At 59.7% G+C, this 15503-nt stretch carries 18 protein-coding genes and 1 tRNA gene; 12 read left to right on the forward strand and 7 right to left on the reverse strand.

What is annotated here, in order from left to right:
* Positions 1–26 precede the first annotated feature (26 nt).
* Entirely contained in the window at positions 27–899 is an 873-nt protein-coding gene (locus tag ACK4TM_RS09600; protein ID WP_409700324.1) for a lysophospholipid acyltransferase family protein, read from the forward strand.
* Positions 900–930: 31 nt separating this feature from the next.
* Here the strand turns inward: ACK4TM_RS09600 and ACK4TM_RS09605 are convergent, their stop codons facing one another.
* The gene (locus ACK4TM_RS09605; protein WP_409700327.1) at positions 931–1806 is read right to left on the reverse strand and encodes a 3-hydroxybutyryl-CoA dehydrogenase; all 876 of its coding nucleotides are present in this window, start codon (positions 1804–1806) and stop codon (positions 931–933) included.
* 154 nt (positions 1807–1960) lie between these two features.
* On the opposite strand from ACK4TM_RS09605, the gene ACK4TM_RS09610 reads away from it, so the two are divergent.
* Positions 1961–2794: a DUF6473 family protein gene (locus ACK4TM_RS09610; protein WP_409700330.1), complete on the forward strand. Its 834-nt coding sequence runs from the start codon at positions 1961–1963 to the stop codon at positions 2792–2794.
* A gap of 128 nt (positions 2795–2922) precedes the next feature.
* Here the strand turns inward: ACK4TM_RS09610 and ACK4TM_RS09615 are convergent, their stop codons facing one another.
* From ACK4TM_RS09615 to ACK4TM_RS09635, 5 genes are all read right to left on the reverse strand, one after another.
* Positions 2923–3849, reverse strand: a complete 927-nt coding sequence (locus ACK4TM_RS09615; protein WP_409700333.1) for an electron transfer flavoprotein subunit alpha/FixB family protein — start codon at positions 3847–3849, stop codon at positions 2923–2925.
* Positions 3849–4607, reverse strand: coding sequence for an electron transfer flavoprotein subunit beta/FixA family protein (locus ACK4TM_RS09620; RefSeq protein ID WP_409700336.1), 759 nt, complete (start codon positions 4605–4607; stop codon positions 3849–3851). Before ACK4TM_RS09620 ends, ACK4TM_RS09615 begins: the two co-directional genes overlap by 1 nt.
* Positions 4608–4762: 155 nt before the next feature.
* A complete protein-coding gene (locus ACK4TM_RS09625) occupies positions 4763–5335 on the reverse strand; it encodes a cob(I)yrinic acid a,c-diamide adenosyltransferase (protein WP_409700339.1) in 573 nt (190 codons plus the stop codon).
* A 4-nt stretch (positions 5336–5339) separates the two neighbouring features.
* Entirely contained in the window at positions 5340–5546 is a 207-nt protein-coding gene (locus tag ACK4TM_RS09630; RefSeq protein WP_409700342.1) for a twin transmembrane helix small protein, read from the reverse strand.
* A gap of 60 nt (positions 5547–5606) precedes the next feature.
* Positions 5607–6434 carry an SDR family oxidoreductase gene (locus tag ACK4TM_RS09635; protein WP_409700345.1) on the reverse strand — a complete coding sequence of 276 codons (828 nt, stop codon included), beginning with the start codon at positions 6432–6434 and terminating at the stop codon, positions 5607–5609.
* Between the two features lie 97 nt (positions 6435–6531).
* Between ACK4TM_RS09635 and ACK4TM_RS09640 the strand changes: the two genes are divergently transcribed.
* The 3 genes from ACK4TM_RS09640 to ACK4TM_RS09650 all read left to right on the forward strand — a co-directional run bounded on the left by ACK4TM_RS09640 (position 6532) and on the right by ACK4TM_RS09650 (position 11027).
* Entirely contained in the window at positions 6532–8835 is a 2304-nt protein-coding gene (locus ACK4TM_RS09640; RefSeq protein WP_409700348.1) for a DNA topoisomerase IV subunit A, read from the forward strand.
* A 182-nt stretch (positions 8836–9017) separates the two neighbouring features.
* On the forward strand, positions 9018–10193 hold the full coding sequence (tuf, locus tag ACK4TM_RS09645) for an elongation factor Tu (RefSeq protein ID WP_409700351.1): 1176 nt from the start codon (positions 9018–9020) through the stop codon (positions 10191–10193).
* A gap of 186 nt (positions 10194–10379) precedes the next feature.
* Positions 10380–11027: a CatB-related O-acetyltransferase gene (locus tag ACK4TM_RS09650; RefSeq protein WP_409700354.1), complete on the forward strand. Its 648-nt coding sequence runs from the start codon at positions 10380–10382 to the stop codon at positions 11025–11027.
* Here the strand turns inward: ACK4TM_RS09650 and ACK4TM_RS09655 are convergent.
* Positions 10978–11694: a lysophospholipid acyltransferase family protein gene (locus ACK4TM_RS09655; protein WP_409700357.1), complete on the reverse strand. Its 717-nt coding sequence runs from the start codon at positions 11692–11694 to the stop codon at positions 10978–10980. The genes ACK4TM_RS09650 and ACK4TM_RS09655 overlap by 50 nt on opposite strands.
* 122 nt (positions 11695–11816) lie before the next feature.
* On the opposite strand from ACK4TM_RS09655, the gene ACK4TM_RS09660 reads away from it, so the two are divergent.
* From ACK4TM_RS09660 to rplJ, 7 genes are all read left to right on the forward strand, one after another.
* Positions 11817–11892 (forward strand) — tRNA-Trp (locus ACK4TM_RS09660).
* Between the two features lie 40 nt (positions 11893–11932).
* On the forward strand, positions 11933–12814 hold the full coding sequence (locus ACK4TM_RS09665; protein WP_409700360.1) for a hypothetical protein: 882 nt from the start codon (positions 11933–11935) through the stop codon (positions 12812–12814).
* Positions 12815–12868: 54 nt separating this feature from the next.
* Positions 12869–13069 carry a preprotein translocase subunit SecE gene (secE, locus tag ACK4TM_RS09670; protein WP_409700363.1) on the forward strand — a complete coding sequence of 67 codons (201 nt, stop codon included), beginning with the start codon at positions 12869–12871 and terminating at the stop codon, positions 13067–13069.
* A gap of 194 nt (positions 13070–13263) precedes the next feature.
* Positions 13264–13794 (forward strand): transcription termination/antitermination protein NusG, encoded by a 531-nt coding sequence (gene nusG, locus ACK4TM_RS09675; protein ID WP_322896031.1) that lies wholly within the window; start codon positions 13264–13266, stop codon positions 13792–13794.
* A 117-nt stretch (positions 13795–13911) separates the two neighbouring features.
* On the forward strand, positions 13912–14337 hold the full coding sequence (gene rplK / locus ACK4TM_RS09680; RefSeq protein ID WP_409700367.1) for a 50S ribosomal protein L11: 426 nt from the start codon (positions 13912–13914) through the stop codon (positions 14335–14337).
* On the forward strand, positions 14337–15035 hold the full coding sequence (rplA, locus tag ACK4TM_RS09685; protein WP_409700370.1) for a 50S ribosomal protein L1: 699 nt from the start codon (positions 14337–14339) through the stop codon (positions 15033–15035). The genes rplK and rplA overlap by 1 nt, the downstream gene beginning before the upstream one ends.
* 324 nt (positions 15036–15359) lie before the next feature.
* Positions 15360–15503, forward strand: a 144-nt coding sequence (gene rplJ, locus ACK4TM_RS09690; RefSeq protein ID WP_409700373.1) for a 50S ribosomal protein L10, incomplete at its 3' end; no start/stop codon positions are given.

Consider the following 15503-nt stretch of genomic DNA (forward strand, 5'->3'; position numbering starts at 1 on the left):
CATCGCCGCGGGACAGGGATGATTTTTTGACCAGGCAGCGCCCGATCATCACCCCGGCAGCCAGCCCGCCGCGCCGTTACGACCGGCGCAGCCTGACCTATGCCAACACCTTTGACAGCATCGGACGCCGGGCCGTGATTAAGACGGTGGAATGGCTGACTGGCAAGGTCGCGATGATCCGCATGATCCGCAGATTCGAGGCGAAAGGCAGACAACCGGGACAGCAATTCTGGTCGGCCGCGCTGGATGTGATGGGAATCAACCTGCTGACGCCGCAGGATCAGTTGGATCACATCCCACGCAATGGCCCTGTCGTGCTGGTGGCTAACCACCCGCATGGTCTGGTGGACGGGATGATTCTGGCCGAACTTATCGGCAGGGTGCGCCCGGACTACAGGATCCTGACCCGCGCCTTCCTGACCGGAATTGATGAAGACGCATCGCAGTTCATGATCCCTGTACCATTCCCGCATCAGGCGGATGCGCAGCAAAGGATGGTGGAAATGCGCCGTGTGGCAATGGATCACCTGCGGCAGGGCGGGTTGGTTGCGTTGTTCCCTTCTGGCGTCGTCGCGTCTTCATCCAGCTTGTTCGGACCGGCGGAGGAGGGGGAATGGAATGTCTTCACCGCCAAGATGATCCGCACATCGGGTGCGCAGGTGGTTCCCTTGTTCTTCCCCGGTTCGAACTCGCGCTGCTACAATATCGCCAACCGCATGTCCGCCACGCTGCGGCAAAGCCTGCTGATCCATGAAATCAGCCGGGCCTGCGGCAAGGCACATAAACCTGTCATCGGCCCGGCCTTTTCTCAGGACAAGATTGAAACCCGGCTATCCGATCCCCGCGCCTTCATGGCGTGGCTGCGCACTGAAACGCTCGCGCTCAAAGAACGCCGATGATCTGACCGTAGGAAACCGTATTAGGGCCGCCTCAGCGGGTCGGCACCGGTTCATCGCCGCGATAATCATAGAACCCGCGTTTGGTCTTGCGGCCCAGCCAGCCAGCCTCGACATATTTGGTCAGCAGCGGGCAGGGGCGGTATTTCGTATCGGCCAGCCCGTCATGCAGCACGTTCATAATCGCAAGGCAGGTGTCCAGCCCGATGAAATCGGCCAGTTCCAGCGGCCCCATCGGATGGTTGGCCCCCAGTTTCAGCGATGTATCGATAGATTGCACCGATCCGACACCTTCATAAAGGGTATAGATCGCCTCGTTGATCATCGGCATCAGTATCCGGTTGACGATGAAACCGGGAAAATCCTCTGACGCGGTACTGGTCTTGCCTAGTTTTCCGACGACCTCTTCGCAGGCGCGGAAGGTCGGTTCGTCTGTGGCAATCCCTCGGATCAATTCGACCAGCTGCATGATCGGTACCGGGTTCATGAAATGGAATCCCATGAACTTTTCAGGCCGGTCGGTGCGCGACGCCAGCCGCGTGATCGATATGGACGACGTGTTCGAGGTCAGGATCGTATCCGGCTTCAGATGCGGCACCAGATCTTCGAAAATCGCGGCCTTGATGGTTTCGCGCTCGGTCGCGGCCTCGATGATCAGGTCGGTGGCGCCCAGATCGGTCAGCGTCTGGGTGGAACTGATCCGGCGCATCGCTTCGGCCTTCGTCTCGGCGGTGATGATCTCGCGGCTGACCTGACGTTCCAGATTGCGGTCGATCTGAGCCAGCGCCGCCGCCAGCGCATCGGCGCTGATATCGGTCATCAGCACATCATAACCCGCCACGGCAAAGACATGTGCAATCCCGTTTCCCATCTGTCCCGCACCCACAATGCCCACACGTTCGATTGCCATGACTTTTCCTTCACACGTCCTGCTGCACCATAGGCCGTGCGATAGGCAGTCTTCAAGCCAGACAGATGCAGCAAATTTGTCAGAAATCCAATCATTAGCGATTTGGCAAGGCGGCGGCATCAATCTGCCCGAAATCCGGCAGAAAGGGGCGCTGATGCGCTACGAATCGATAGACAAGGATGAACTGCCCTGCACACCGTGCCGCTATGGCCAGTCGCGCACCTGGTTTCGCGGGCCGCGCCGCGCGCTGGATCGTCCCTACATCGCATTTCTGGGCGGGACCGCCACCTATGGAAAATATATCGAAACGCCGTTTCCCGCGCTGGTCGAGATCGCAACAGGCCGACGCTGCATCAATTTTGGCTGTGTGAACGGCGGGATCGATGTTTTCGTGAACGACCCGACAATCACACAGATATGCAAGGCAGCCGATCTGAACGTCGTGCAGGTGATGGGGGCAAATCATCTGTCGAACCGGTTTTATACGGTCCATCAGCGGCGCAATGACCGGTTCCTGTCCGCCTCCCCCCAGCTCCGGACGATTTATCCAGAGGTTGATTTTGTCGAATTCGCCTTTACCCGCCACATGCTGGGGTATCTTTACGACCTCTGTGCCAGCCGCTTTGACGCTGTGGTCGATGAATTGCGCAAGGCGTGGCTGGCGCGGATGCAGCAAATGTTGCGCCAGATCGGGCCGGATACGGTGCTTTTATGGTTCTCTGACACGCCGCTGAACGATGTTGTCTGGTCTGAAAGGCCGCGTCATCTGCAGGTTGACCCGTTGTTCATCAATGCCAGCATGATCGACAGGTTGGGCCCCTTGGTGCGGCAGGTACTGGTCGTGACCCCCACGGCCGATGCTTTGGCGATGGGGACAGTGGGAATGCGGGTGCCCGCGTCGCAGGACCAGGCGGCAGGCCAAATGCTTGGCCCGGCCTGCCACACCGAAGCGGCAAATGCATTGATCAACGCCTTGAGCGGGTTGTGATGAAGCCGCTTCGGTACAATGGGGCCTGCAACTGCAGATTGCGAAGGCGCGTCGCTGCGACGGGGAGGCCAGTGCCCCAAATGCAAAAGGGGCCAGCAAATGCCAGCCCCTTTTCAATTTTCATCAGATCACAGCTTGCCGGTCAGCTCCGGAACTGCCTCGAACAGGTCCGCGACCAATCCGAAATCGGCGACCTGAAAGATCGGCGCTTCTTCGTCCTTGTTGATCGCGACGATGATCTTGCTATCTTTCATGCCCGCCAGATGCTGGATCGCACCGGAAATGCCCACGGCCAGATACAGATCGGGTGCGACCACCTTGCCGGTCTGGCCAACCTGCCAGTCGTTCGGGGCATAGCCGCTGTCCACAGCAGCGCGCGACGCACCGACAGCAGCACCCAGCTTGTCCGCCAGTTTTTCAATCATGGCAAAGTTTTCTTCCGACCCGACGCCGCGCCCGCCGGAAACGACCACGCCTGCCGACGTCAGCTCTGGCCGGTCACTGGCGGCGACCTTGTCTTCGACCCATTCCGACAGGCCGGGGTTGCCGGCGGCAGCGATGTTTTCAACCGCAGCAGACCCACCCATACCGGCAGCGTCAAACCCGGCGGTGCGGATCGTCATCACCTTGGTCGCGTCAGATGATTTCACCGTCTGGATCGCGTTGCCCGCATAGATCGGACGTTCAAACGTGTCGGCATTTACGATGCCCGTCACCTCGGAAATGACCATCACGTCAAGCAGGGCGGCGACGCGTGGCATCACGTTTTTCGCATCTGTGGTGCCGGGTGCGGCGATATGGGTGTAATCACCGGCCAGCGACACGATCAGATCAGCAGTCGGTTCAGCCAGCCGGTGGCCCAGGGCCGCGTCTTCGGCACACAGCACACGGGCCACGCCGTCGATTTTCGCAGCCTCATCAGCAGCGGCTTTGGCCGAAGCGCCCGCACATAGCACGGTCACATCGCCCAGGGATTTCACGGCCATCACGGTCTTTGCGGTCGCATCGACAGCCAATGCGCCATCGGTCACTTCACCAATCAACAAAACGGCCATTACACAGCCCCCGCTTCTTTGAGTTTCTCGACCAGTTCATCCACGGATTTCACGATGATGCCCGCCTTGCGGGTGCTGGGTTCCACGGTTTTCACAACGCTCAGCCGCGGGGTGGTATCGACGCCGTAATCGGCGGGGGTTTTTTCATCCAAAGGCTTTTTCTTGGCCTTCATGATGTTCGGCAGGGATGCGTAACGCGGTTCGTTCAGGCGCAGATCGACGCTGATGATCGTGGGCATCTTGACCTTGATGGTCTGCAACCCGCCGTCAACTTCACGCGTCACTGTCGCATGATCGCCGTCGATGTTCACTTCGGAGGCGAATGTCGCCTGCGACCAGCCCAGCAACGCAGACAGCATCTGCCCGGTGGCGTTCATGTCATTGTCGATGGCCTGTTTGCCGCAGATCACCAGACCGGGGTTTTCGTCCTTGACCACACCGGCAAGAATTTTCGCGACTGCCAAAGGTTCGATGTCCTGATGCACGTCATCGGTCGCGATGATCAGAATGGCGCGGTCGGCACCCATTGCCAACGCGGTACGCAGGGTTTCCTGCGCCTGTTTGACGCCGATGGAGACTGCGATAACCTCTTCGACCTTGCCTGCCTCGCGCAGGCGAATCGCCTCTTCGACGGCTATTTCGTCGAAAGGGTTCATGGACATTTTGACATTGGCAAGATCGACACCGGAACCATCCGCCTTGACGCGGACCTTCACGTTATAGTCGATCACGCGCTTGACAGGTACGAGCACCTTCATCTGCGTTTCTCCCATAGAAATTGATCATTTGGTCTGCTGACGTTGTTAGCGGCTTGAACCGGGGGACAACAGTGCAAAATCGACACGGGATGTGTCAGGGACGCCACGTTCTTGACGCGCGCGTCAAGTAAGGTGGGATTGCACCCGCCCCTACCTCAGCGGTTCGCCCCCGGAATCCACAGCACATCGGCGCGCCCGTCGTCATTGGCGATGCGCGAGGCTTGAAAGAACCAGTCCGACAAGCGGTTAAGGTATTTCGACGCCGCCGGATTGACCGCCTCAACCCCTGCGAGTTCCACGGTCAGCCGTTCAGCCCTGCGTGACACGGTCCGGCACAGATGCAGATGCGCCGCGAGCGCCGACCCGCCCGGCAGGACGAAACTGCGCAAAGGTTCGACCTTTGCTGTCATCGCGTCGATCTGGGTTTCCAGCCGCGTGACCTGCGCGTCGGACATGCGCAGCACCTTATAGCCAGCGTCAGCGTCCTTCTCCATATCGGGGCGGCACAGATCGGCACCCAGATCGAACAGATCATTCTGGATCATCGCCAGATGGGCAGCCATCTCGCCATCCGCATGCAGGCGCGCCATGCCAACGGTCGCGTTGGTTTCATCCACCGTGCCATAGGCATTCACCCGCAGAGCGTACTTCGCCACCCGGTCGCCATTGCCCAGGGCGGTTTCGCCCGCATCTCCGGTTTTCGTATAGATCTTGTTCAGCACAACCATTGGTTCAGCCCCCTTGTCCGCGCAGATAAACGAAAAGCACGATCAGGATCACCGCGACGAATTGCGCGCCGATCCGCCAGCGCATGATCTTGTTGGCATTCTTGCGATAAAAATCACCACCCTTGCCAAAGGACCCGATACCCAACATCAGAATGCCCAGCACCAGCAGTACGGCGACGACGACCAGCCAGAAAAGGGGATCGTTGATCATTTCCAGATTCCTTTATTCATGTCACCGCGATCTAGTGCCGCGCGCCTTCATAGCAAACCCCTATCCGCGCAGCAGCACCGCATCAAGCAGTCGCGTCGGCAGCAACCGGCGCATGACCCCCGCGAGATAGGTGGGCCGGGTCACGTAATAGCGCGGCTTCGGTCGGGGCGCGGTCAGTGCATGCAGCAGCTTTTTCGTCACCGCCGAGGGGGGCAGTTCAAACCGGTCCGGCCCGCTGTCGGTGTAAAGCCGCGACAGCAGACTGGCGTATTGTCCCGCTCGGGCAGAGCCTTTCCAGTCAATCCAGCGTTCAAAATGCGCAATTGCGTTCCGACGGATATCCGATGTGATCGGCCCCGGTTCGATCAGGATCACCTTGATCCCGGTATCGGCCATTTCCAGTCGCAACACATCGCTCAGACCCTCCAGCGCGAATTTGGTCGCAACATAAGCACCGCGCCATCTGATCGCCACCAGCCCCAGCACCGACGAACAATTTATAATCCGCCCGTGTCCCTGTGCGCGCATCACGGGGATCACCGCGCGGGTCAGGGCGTGCCAGCCAAAGACATTCGTCTCGAAAATGGCGCGCAGCGCATCGACTGGCAGATCCTCGACCGCGCCGGGCAGGGCATGCGCGCCGTTGTTGTAAAGCGCATCAAGGGTGCCATCGGTGGCTGCCAGCACCTCGGCCAGACCATCCGTGATGCTTTGCGCATCGGTATAGTCAATGCGGGGGCTGTCGAACCCTTCCGCCTGCAGGCGCGCGCAATCCTCTGCCTTGCGGCAGGAAGCGAACACCCGCCAGCCCGCCGCGCGCAACCCATGCGCGGCATCATAGCCGATCCCCGATGAGCACCCCGTAATCAGGATAGTTTTTTGTGTCATGGCGCAGCTTTGCCGAAACCCCGGGCAAAGGGCAAGCAGGCCCGCCGGTGCATTTCCACGCTTTACGGCTGAAATCGGGATCGCTACACCGCAGTCCATGGATGATGACAACGACAGCGCCCTTGGCCCCAACGACGTAACCGAATCTTTGCGCAGTGCGATCGGTGATCGCTATCTGACCTATGCCTTGTCCACGATCATGCACCGCGCGCTGCCCGATGCGCGCGACGGGCTGAAACCTGTCCACCGGCGTATCCTTTATGCGATGTCGCGCCTGCGGCTGTCACCGACGGGCGGCTTCCTGAAATCCGCCAAGATCAGCGGCGACACGATGGGTGATTTCCACCCGCATGGCGATGCTGCGATCTATGACGCGATGGCGCGTCTTGCGCAGGATTTCAACGTCCGCTACCCGCTGGTCGACGGGCAAGGAAATTTCGGCAATATCGACGGCGATAACCCCGCCGCCAGCCGCTATACCGAGGCGCGGATGACCGCCGCCGCCGAGGCGCTGCTGGAAGGGCTGTCCGAAGATTCCGTCGATTTCCGTGACAATTACGACGGCCGCCTGACCGAACCATCGGTCCTGCCCGCCAGTTTTCCCAATCTTCTGGCGAACGGGTCCAGCGGCATCGCCGTAGGGATGGCCACTAACATCCCGCCGCATAACCTGCATGAATTGATCGACGCCTGCCTGCATCTGATAAAATTCCCCGGTGCCGGCGATGACAGCCTGCTGAACCACATTCTTGGCCCAGACTTCCCCACCGGCGGCGTGATCGTAGAACCGGCGGAAAACATGGCCGAAGCTTACCGCACCGGTCGCGGTTCGTTCCGCCTGCGCGCGAAATGGGAGATCGAGGATCTGGGCCGTGGCCAATGGCAGATCGTCGTGACCGAGATTCCCTATCAGGTCCAGAAATCGAAACTGATCGAAAAACTGGCCGAGGTGATCCAGACCAAAAAAGTCCCGCTGCTGGCCGATGTGCGCGACGAGAGCGCCGAGGATGTCCGCGTCGTGCTGGAACCGCGCGCCAAGACCGTCGACCCCGACATGCTGATGGGCATGTTGTTCCGCAATTCCGATCTGGAAATCCGGTTCAGCATGAACATGAACGTGCTGATCGACGGGCTGACGCCGAAGGTCTGTTCGCTGAAAGAGGTGTTGCGCGCCTTTCTTGACCACCGGCGCGAGGTGCTTTTGCGCCGCAGCCGGTATCGCCTTGGCAAGATCGATCACCGTCTTGAAGTGCTGGAAGGTTTCATCATCGCCTTCCTGCATCTGGACCGGGTAATCGACATCATCCGCTATGACGACGAACCCAAATCTGCGTTGATGGCCGAGGATTGGGCGCATCCCCATACCCGCGCCACATCTGAAAAAGACTATGTCGGGCCAAAAACAGGCGACCCCGAGATCGCCCTGACCGAGGTACAGGCCGAAGCAATCCTGAACATGCGCCTGCGGTCCTTGCGGCGTCTGGAAGAGCTCGAACTGATCGCTGAGCGCGACGGGCTGGCGGCGGAACGCGCAGAAATCGAGGCTTTGCTGTCCAACGAAACCCTGCAATGGGCGCGGATCGGCGAGGAACTGCGCGACACCCGCAAGATTTTCGGCAAAACCAGCCCCGGCGGCGCGCGCCGCACCGCCTTTGCACAGGCGACCGAAGTCCCCGATGTCCCGCTGGAGGCAATGATCGACCGCGAACCGATCACCGTGGTCTGTTCGCAAATGGGCTGGGTCCGCGCGATGACCGGGCATATCGATCTTGCCCGTGATCTGAAATTCAAGGATGGCGATGGCCCGCGTTTCACTTTCCACGCCGAAACGACAGACAAGTTGCTGGTTTTCGGCGCGAACGGGCGGTTCTACACTGTGTCCGCCGCCAATCTGCCCGGTGGGCGCGGCATGGGCGAACCTCTGCGCCTGATGATCGACCTGCCGAACGAGGCCGAGATTGTCGATATCCTGATCCACAAACCCGGCGCGAAAATCCTGCTCGCCTCGTCCGATGGCAACGGTTTTGTGGTGCCCGAGGATGAAGTCGTGGCCCAGACCCGCGGGGGCAAACAGGTGCTGAACCTTGGCGACAGCAAGGCCGTGGTCTGCAAACGCGTCGCGGGCGATCATGTCGCCGTGGTTGGTGAAAACCGCAAGGTGCTGGTTTTTGCGCTGGAGGAATTGCCTGAAATGACACGCGGCAAAGGCGTCCGCCTGCAAAAATACAAGGACGGCGGGTTGTCGGATGCGACGACCTTTGCACTGGCGGATGGGCTGGCGTGGCTGGACCCGGCAGGCCGCACCCGCACCCAGACCGAGCTTGAGGAATGGATCGGCAAACGGGCGACCGCAGGCCGGATGGCCCCGCGCGGATTCCCGCGTGACAATCGGTTTAACTAAGATCGCCACAGCAGAATTATCCGCGCCGGAGCCAGAAACGTCAAAACCGCCCCTCCCGCTTGGCATTGCCCTTGATTTCCCGCGCAATAGTCAATAATTGGCCCGCGATGGTGCAACGGGCCACCCCCATAAGGGCGGGGTTATTCCCGCCGCCCCAAACATCAAGTTGAAGGAGCCAGACCATGGCAAAGGCAAAGTTTGAACGTAACAAACCGCACGTGAACATCGGCACGATTGGCCACGTTGACCACGGCAAGACCACGCTGACCGCGGCGATCACGAAGTATTTCGGCGATTTCCGCGCCTATGACCAGATCGACGGCGCGCCCGAAGAAAAGGCACGCGGCATCACGATCTCGACCGCCCACGTCGAATACGAATCCGAGAGCCGTCACTACGCCCACGTCGACTGCCCCGGCCACGCTGACTATGTCAAAAACATGATCACCGGTGCCGCCCAGATGGACGGTGCGATCCTGGTTGTGAACGCCGCTGACGGCCCGATGCCGCAGACGCGCGAACATATCCTGCTGGGCCGTCAGGTCGGCATTCCCTACATGGTCGTCTACATGAACAAGGTCGACCAGGTGGATGACGCCGAACTGCTGGAACTGGTCGAGATGGAAATCCGCGAACTGCTGTCCAAATACGACTACCCAGGCGATGACATCCCGATCATCCCCGGCTCGGCCCTGCATGCGATGAACGGCACCCAGCCTGAAATCGGTGAAGAATCGATCCGCAAGCTGATCGCCGCTGTCGACGAATACATCCCGACACCCGCGCGTGCGGTCGACCTGCCGTTTCTGATGCCGATCGAGGATGTGTTCTCGATCTCTGGCCGCGGGACTGTTGTGACCGGCCGAGTGGAACGCGGTGTGGTCAACGTCGGCGACGAGATCGAAATCGTCGGTATCCGCGACACCAAGAAAACCATCTGTACCGGCGTGGAAATGTTCCGCAAACTGCTGGACAGCGGTCAGGCTGGCGACAACATCGGCGCGCTGCTGCGCGGTGTGGATCGTGAAGGCGTGGAACGCGGTCAGGTTCTGTGCAAGCCCGGTTCGGTCAAGCCCCACACCAAGTTCGAAGCAGAAGCCTATATTCTGACCAAGGAAGAAGGCGGTCGTCACACACCGTTCTTTGCAAACTACCGCCCGCAGTTCTACTTCCGCACGACGGACGTGACCGGGACCGTGGTTCTGCCTGAAGGTACGGAAATGGTGATGCCCGGCGACAACCTGAAGTTTGAGGTTGAGCTGATTGCCCCGATCGCCATGGAAGACGGCCTGCGTTTCGCGATCCGCGAAGGCGGCCGGACCGTCGGCGCCGGTGTTGTGTCGAAGATCCTGCTGTAAGGCATCCTGTGGGGTGCGTCGAGACGCACCCTACGCCAAACGAAAGGCCGCTCCTTCGGGGCGGCCTTTTGCGTTGTGGGCTTTTCTTGCGCGCTGTTCTGCGATAAACGCGCCACAACCAAGGGAGGCAACGATGGATCGTCCGCTGTTCTGAAACTGATTTTGTTCCAGCACAAAGGTATCCTCATGCCCTTTCCACATCCTGCAACCCGCAATCCTGTCCGCCTGCCTGATGGTTCTGCCCATGCAGGCACCGTGTTTCTCTCCGCGGTCATCGACCATCCGCGCATCAGTGTCGGCGCCTACTCATATGCCAGCGCCCATGTTCCGCCCGATGATTGGGCGGCCCGGCTTGTGCCCTATATTTACCCTTTCTCGCCCGAGATGTTGCGGATTGGCAGATTTTGCCAGATCGCCGATGGCGTGATTTTCATCACGGCCTCGGCCAATCACCGGCATGACGGGTTTTCCAGTTTTCCTTTCGCGATCTTCACCCAAGGCGGGCCGGGCAGCCCATCCATCCCCGACCCAGGGCCGGATACGATGATCGGCAATGACGTCTGGATAGGGCAAGGGGCAAGGATCATGCCGGGGGCTGTCATCGGCAATGGTGTGATCATCGGCGCTGGTGCCGTGGTGACAGGGCAGGTCCCGGATTATGCAATCGTCGCGGGCAATCCGGCAAAGGTGCTCCGCCTGCGATTTGCGCCAGACATCATTGCCGCGCTGAACAGAATCGCCTGGTGGGACTGGCATATAGACCGCATCGCCGCCAATGAGGCCGCTATTGTCGGGGCTGATCTGGCGGCGCTGAAACGGGCGGCGCGTGGCTGATCAGCGCATCGGCGCGCGCAGTGGTGTCATCCATGAACAGGCGCAGATCCTCGCGCAGTGCCGCGCGCGCTGCATCGGGTAATTTGCGGGGAATATCGCCATCGAACCGGGCGAAAACCACCGCGCCGCGCCCGAACATCCGTGGCACCAGCATCTGGTCCCAGGTTTTCAACCGTCGCCCGCGCGTGGTGGCGAAGGCGTAGCAGAAGACCGGCGCGCCAGTCACCCGCGCCCATTCCAGCGGCGCATCCTTGACCCGACCGACGGGGCCGAGCGGGCCGTCGCCGGTCATCCCGATGCTGACGCCTTCGCGCACCCGTTTCAAGACGATGCGCGATGCCGCCAGATTGGTCGTCTTGCGCGACATCTGCATTGATTGCAGCCCGACCCGTCGCTGCAACGCCCCCGACACCCGCCCGATGGGCGAGGCATCGTAAAGGCTCGACAGCGGCCCGTCTGCGACCGGCCAATGCAGCGCGCCCATGACCGACCGGCTGTGCCACATGACCAGCAGCACAGGCCCTTTGGTTAGGGCACTGCGCAAATCGTCGCGCCCTTCGACCTGCCAGCGGGTCGTGCGGTTGCACAGCGCCAGATATCCACCCGCGAGCCATGCCAGCAGCGCCGCCAGCCGTTCTGAATGTTCGATCCGCTTGCGCAGGGACAATGGGTTCGCCTTCCGGTGGGGTACTGCGGGTCTGTTTCAACATTTCTGGCATTGAACACAAGTCTGCACCACCTTCGCTCTTGATCCGGGACGGTTTTGCGACTAATCCGGCACTCGGCCTTAGGGGTATAGCTCAGTTGGTAGAGCGACGGTCTCCAAAACCGTAGGTCTGGAGTTCGAGTCTCCATGCCCCTGCCAGGCCTGATCGCTTTGCGTTGGCCGAAGGATCAAGCATCCGATGTCTGATAACTCGTGTTCGGTGGCGTTTCACATCGGCGTGCATAAAACCGCCACGTCGCATCTGCAGAAATCACTTTTGGCTGTCAGAGACGAGCTTGCCGTGCAGGGTGTTCGCTATCTTGGGCCGGATCAACTGCGCCAACCGGGGCAGACTGTCGTCAAGGCGATGCGGGCAATAGCGGCTGACGATTTGGAGTCGGATCAAGCGGCTCCACATCAGCTTTTGCTCAGCGAAGAAAATTATATCGGCATACCGAAAATCAATCGGCGCACACCTTTGCGGCGTCATTACCCCAAGGCCGCGACCCGCCTGGAAGCGGTTGCGCGTGCTTTGGGCCGCGACATTGATATTTTTATGGCGATCCGGCGGCCGACGGGTTTTCTCAATGCGGTTTATTCCCAGAAACTGGCGGCCGGGCAGCTTTGCACCATGGCGCAATATCGTTACCTCAGCCCACTGGGCGCCGTGGACTGGTGCGATCTGGTCAGCCAGATGCGCGCCGTCCCTGGGGTCGGGCGGTTGGTGGTGTGGTGCTACGAAGACTACGCCGCGCATTTCGCCACGATTTGCGAAGGGCTTGTGGGGACCGTTGCGGCAGGATCGGTCAAACCGCTGGACCGGCGCGTCAACAGCAGCCTTTCCGCTGCTGCCATCGCCGAATTGATCCACCGCCAAAGGATGGGCGAAGGCGCACCGCTTCACGATGAAATGCGGTACCTGTTGCCGGTCGCAGAAGGTTATCCGCGTATCGACGCCTATTCACCTGCCGAACATGCCGCAGGCGATGCGGCCTATCGCGACCAGATTGCGGCCATCGGGGCGATGCCTGGCGTTACCTTGCTTGATCCGCTTTGGGCGGCGGATGCCATGCGGGCTTGAATTCGATCTGGCAAAGCCGTATGTCCGCCCAAGTTTCGATAAAGGACCGTGCTGATGGCTATCGCCAATCCCGTGAAGTTTATTCAAGAAGTCCGCGCCGAAGTGGCCAAGGTCGTCTGGCCGACTCGCCGTGAAGTCGTGCTGACCACTATCATGGTGTTCATCCTTGCCGCCTTGACGGCTGTGTTCTTTTCACTGGTCGATTTCCTGATCCGTATGGGTCTGTCCGGCGTGCTGGGCTATTTCGGCGGCTGATGGCGCGACAGCTATAATCTGCCCTCCCCCTCTTGAAAACGCGCGGTGGGGGCTGTAATGGCAAGCAACTTCGGAAATATGGCGTGCGGCGAATCGAGTTGCGCGCCGCTTTTATTTTCGACACCGGCAATTGTGTCGGGATCAATTTGAACCAGGGGCTGTCATGGCCTCGTGACGACAAGGTGCTCTGACAGATGGCTAAACGCTGGTATTCGGTAAGCGTTCTTTCGAACTTCGAAAAGAAGATCGCAGAGGCAATCCGCGCGAAAGCGGAAGAAAAAGGCTTGTCCGACCAGATCGACGAAGTGTTGGTGCCAACCGAAGAAGTGATCGAAGTCCGTCGCAACAAGAAGGTGACGACCGAACGCCGTTTCATGCCCGGCTATGTGCTGGTGCATATGGAAATGTCGGATGAAGGCTATCACCTGATCAACTCGATCAACCGCGTCACTGGGTTTCTGGGGCCACAGGGCCGCCCGATGCCGATGCGCGATGCCGAAGTGCAGGCCATCCTTGGCCGCGTTCAGGAGGGCGAGGACAGCCCGCGCACCCTGATCCATTTCGAGATCGGCGAGAAAGTCAAAGTCAACGACGGCCCGTTCGAGGATTTCGACGGTCTGGTCGAATATGTCGACGAAGAACATCAGCGCCTCAAGGTGACGGTGTCGATCTTTGGCCGGGCCACCCCGGTCGAACTGGAATTCACGCAGGTTTCCAAACAGTAACCTTGCGTGTTCAGACGTGGGAGGCGCGGATTAAATCCGGTCCGAACCACGGCATAACCGCCCCAATGCGGGGCAATGTAGGGTGGGCATCAGCCCACCGCTGAAAAGGAGAGGCCAATGGCCAAGAAAGTAGTCGGCATGCTCAAGCTGCAAGTTGCAGCAGGCGACGCCAAACCAAGCCCGCCCGTCGGCCCGGCACTGGGTCAGCGCGGCATCAACATCATGGAATTCTGCAAGGCGTTCAACGCCAAGACCGCAGATATGGAAAAAGGCGCGCCTTGCCCGACCGTGATCACCTATTACGCAGACAAGTCCTTTACCTTCGAGATCAAGACGCCCCCTGCGTCCTATTACATCAAGAAGGCGGCCAAGCTGCAATCCGGGTCCAAGACCCCCGGCCGTGCATCCGCCGGTTCGATCACCGCGAAACAAGTGCGCGAGATCGCGGAAGCGAAGATGAAAGACCTCAATGCGACATCCATTGAAGGTGCAATGCAGATCATCATGGGCTCTGCCCGGTCGATGGGCGTGGAGGTCAAGTAATGGCAAAATATGGTAAGCGTACAACCGCAGCCCGCGCCGCTTTTGAAGGCAAGGCCAACGTTTCAGTGTCCGAAGCTGTCGCTTTGGTCAAAGGCAATGCCAATGCGAAATTTGACGAGACAGTCGAGATTTCCATGCAGCTGGGTGTTGACCCGCGTCACGCCGACCAGATGGTCCGCGGCACGGTAACCCTGCCCAACGGCACTGGTAAAACCGTTCGCGTCGCTGTTTTCGCCCGTGGCGACAAGGCTGACGAAGCCAAGGCTGCCGGCGCAGATATCGTCGGTGCAGAAGACCTGATGGAGAGCATTCAGGGCGGCACGATCGATTTCGATCGTTGCATCGCAACACCTGACATGATGGCCATCGTCGGTCGTCTGGGTAAGGTGCTGGGTCCTCGTAACCTGATGCCAAACCCGCGCGTCGGCACCGTGACGATGGACGTCAAGGAAGCCGTCGAAGCGGCCAAAGGCGGCCAGGTTCAGTTCAAAGCTGAAAAAGCCGGTGTCGTACATGCCGGTATCGGCAAGGCGTCGTTCTCGGCTGAACAACTGGAACAGAACATGCTGGCTTTCGTGGATGCCGTCGGCAAGGCACGTCCATCGGGTGCCAAGGGCACTTATATGAAAAAGATCGCCGTCAGCTCTACCATGGGTCCGGGCGTGACGGTTGACGTGGCCTCTGCCACCGGCAACTGATCAGGTCACGGATCATTGAACAGATGGCAGTCCGTTATGGCCTGCTATTTTCGTTTCCGCCCTTGGCAAAGGGTGGCGTAGACGATAACCACCATCACAGGCCCGAAAGATTGATTCGTTCGGGCCTTTATTCGTCCGAGACGGTGGGTTGGTTGCAAAACCGTTAATTCCTGCCTGAGACGGGATAGACCAGAATTTTTCGAGGCTCTCCTCGGTTCAACTTGGCTCGCCCCGTTTACGTGGACACCGACTGTCGGGTGGTCCGCTGCCCGGCAAAAACGAGAGCCGGTGCCAGATATCTGGTACCAAATTTGGAGTGAAACTGTGGATAGAGCACAAAAAGAACAATTGGTCGATGAACTCGGCCAGATCTTTGAAAGCTCTGGCGTTGTAGTGGTCGCCCACTACGAAGGCATGACAGTTGCTGAAATGCAGGACCTGCGGGCGCGTATGCGCGATGCCGGTGGG

Source organism: Yoonia sp. (assembly GCF_046292185.1).
Classification (GTDB): Bacteria; Pseudomonadota; Alphaproteobacteria; order Rhodobacterales; family Rhodobacteraceae; genus Yoonia.

What these genes read in the sequence shown, in the direction of transcription:
- ACK4TM_RS09605 (WP_409700327.1), bottom strand. Translation starts at nt 1,806, where the DNA reads ATGGCAATCGAACGTGTGGGCATTGTGGGTGCGGGACAGATGGGAAAC.
- ACK4TM_RS09610 (WP_409700330.1), top strand. Translation starts at nt 1,961, where the DNA reads ATGCGCTACGAATCGATAGACAAGGATGAACTGCCCTGCACACCGTGC.
- ACK4TM_RS09615 (WP_409700333.1), bottom strand. Translation starts at nt 3,849, where the DNA reads ATGGCCGTTTTGTTGATTGGTGAAGTGACCGATGGCGCATTGGCTGTC.
- ACK4TM_RS09620 (WP_409700336.1), bottom strand. Translation starts at nt 4,607, where the DNA reads ATGAAGGTGCTCGTACCTGTCAAGCGCGTGATCGACTATAACGTGAAG.
- ACK4TM_RS09625 (WP_409700339.1), bottom strand. Translation starts at nt 5,335, where the DNA reads ATGGTTGTGCTGAACAAGATCTATACGAAAACCGGAGATGCGGGCGAA.
- ACK4TM_RS09630 (WP_409700342.1), bottom strand. Translation starts at nt 5,546, where the DNA reads ATGATCAACGATCCCCTTTTCTGGCTGGTCGTCGTCGCCGTACTGCTG.
- ACK4TM_RS09635 (WP_409700345.1), bottom strand. Translation starts at nt 6,434, where the DNA reads ATGACACAAAAAACTATCCTGATTACGGGGTGCTCATCGGGGATCGGC.
- ACK4TM_RS09640 (WP_409700348.1), top strand. Translation starts at nt 6,532, where the DNA reads ATGGATGATGACAACGACAGCGCCCTTGGCCCCAACGACGTAACCGAA.
- tuf (WP_409700351.1), top strand. Translation starts at nt 9,018, where the DNA reads ATGGCAAAGGCAAAGTTTGAACGTAACAAACCGCACGTGAACATCGGC.
- ACK4TM_RS09650 (WP_409700354.1), top strand. Translation starts at nt 10,380, where the DNA reads ATGCCCTTTCCACATCCTGCAACCCGCAATCCTGTCCGCCTGCCTGAT.
- ACK4TM_RS09665 (WP_409700360.1), top strand. Translation starts at nt 11,933, where the DNA reads ATGTCTGATAACTCGTGTTCGGTGGCGTTTCACATCGGCGTGCATAAA.
- secE (WP_409700363.1), top strand. Translation starts at nt 12,869, where the DNA reads ATGGCTATCGCCAATCCCGTGAAGTTTATTCAAGAAGTCCGCGCCGAA.
- nusG (WP_322896031.1), top strand. Translation starts at nt 13,264, where the DNA reads ATGGCTAAACGCTGGTATTCGGTAAGCGTTCTTTCGAACTTCGAAAAG.
- rplK (WP_409700367.1), top strand. Translation starts at nt 13,912, where the DNA reads ATGGCCAAGAAAGTAGTCGGCATGCTCAAGCTGCAAGTTGCAGCAGGC.
- rplA (WP_409700370.1), top strand. Translation starts at nt 14,337, where the DNA reads ATGGCAAAATATGGTAAGCGTACAACCGCAGCCCGCGCCGCTTTTGAA.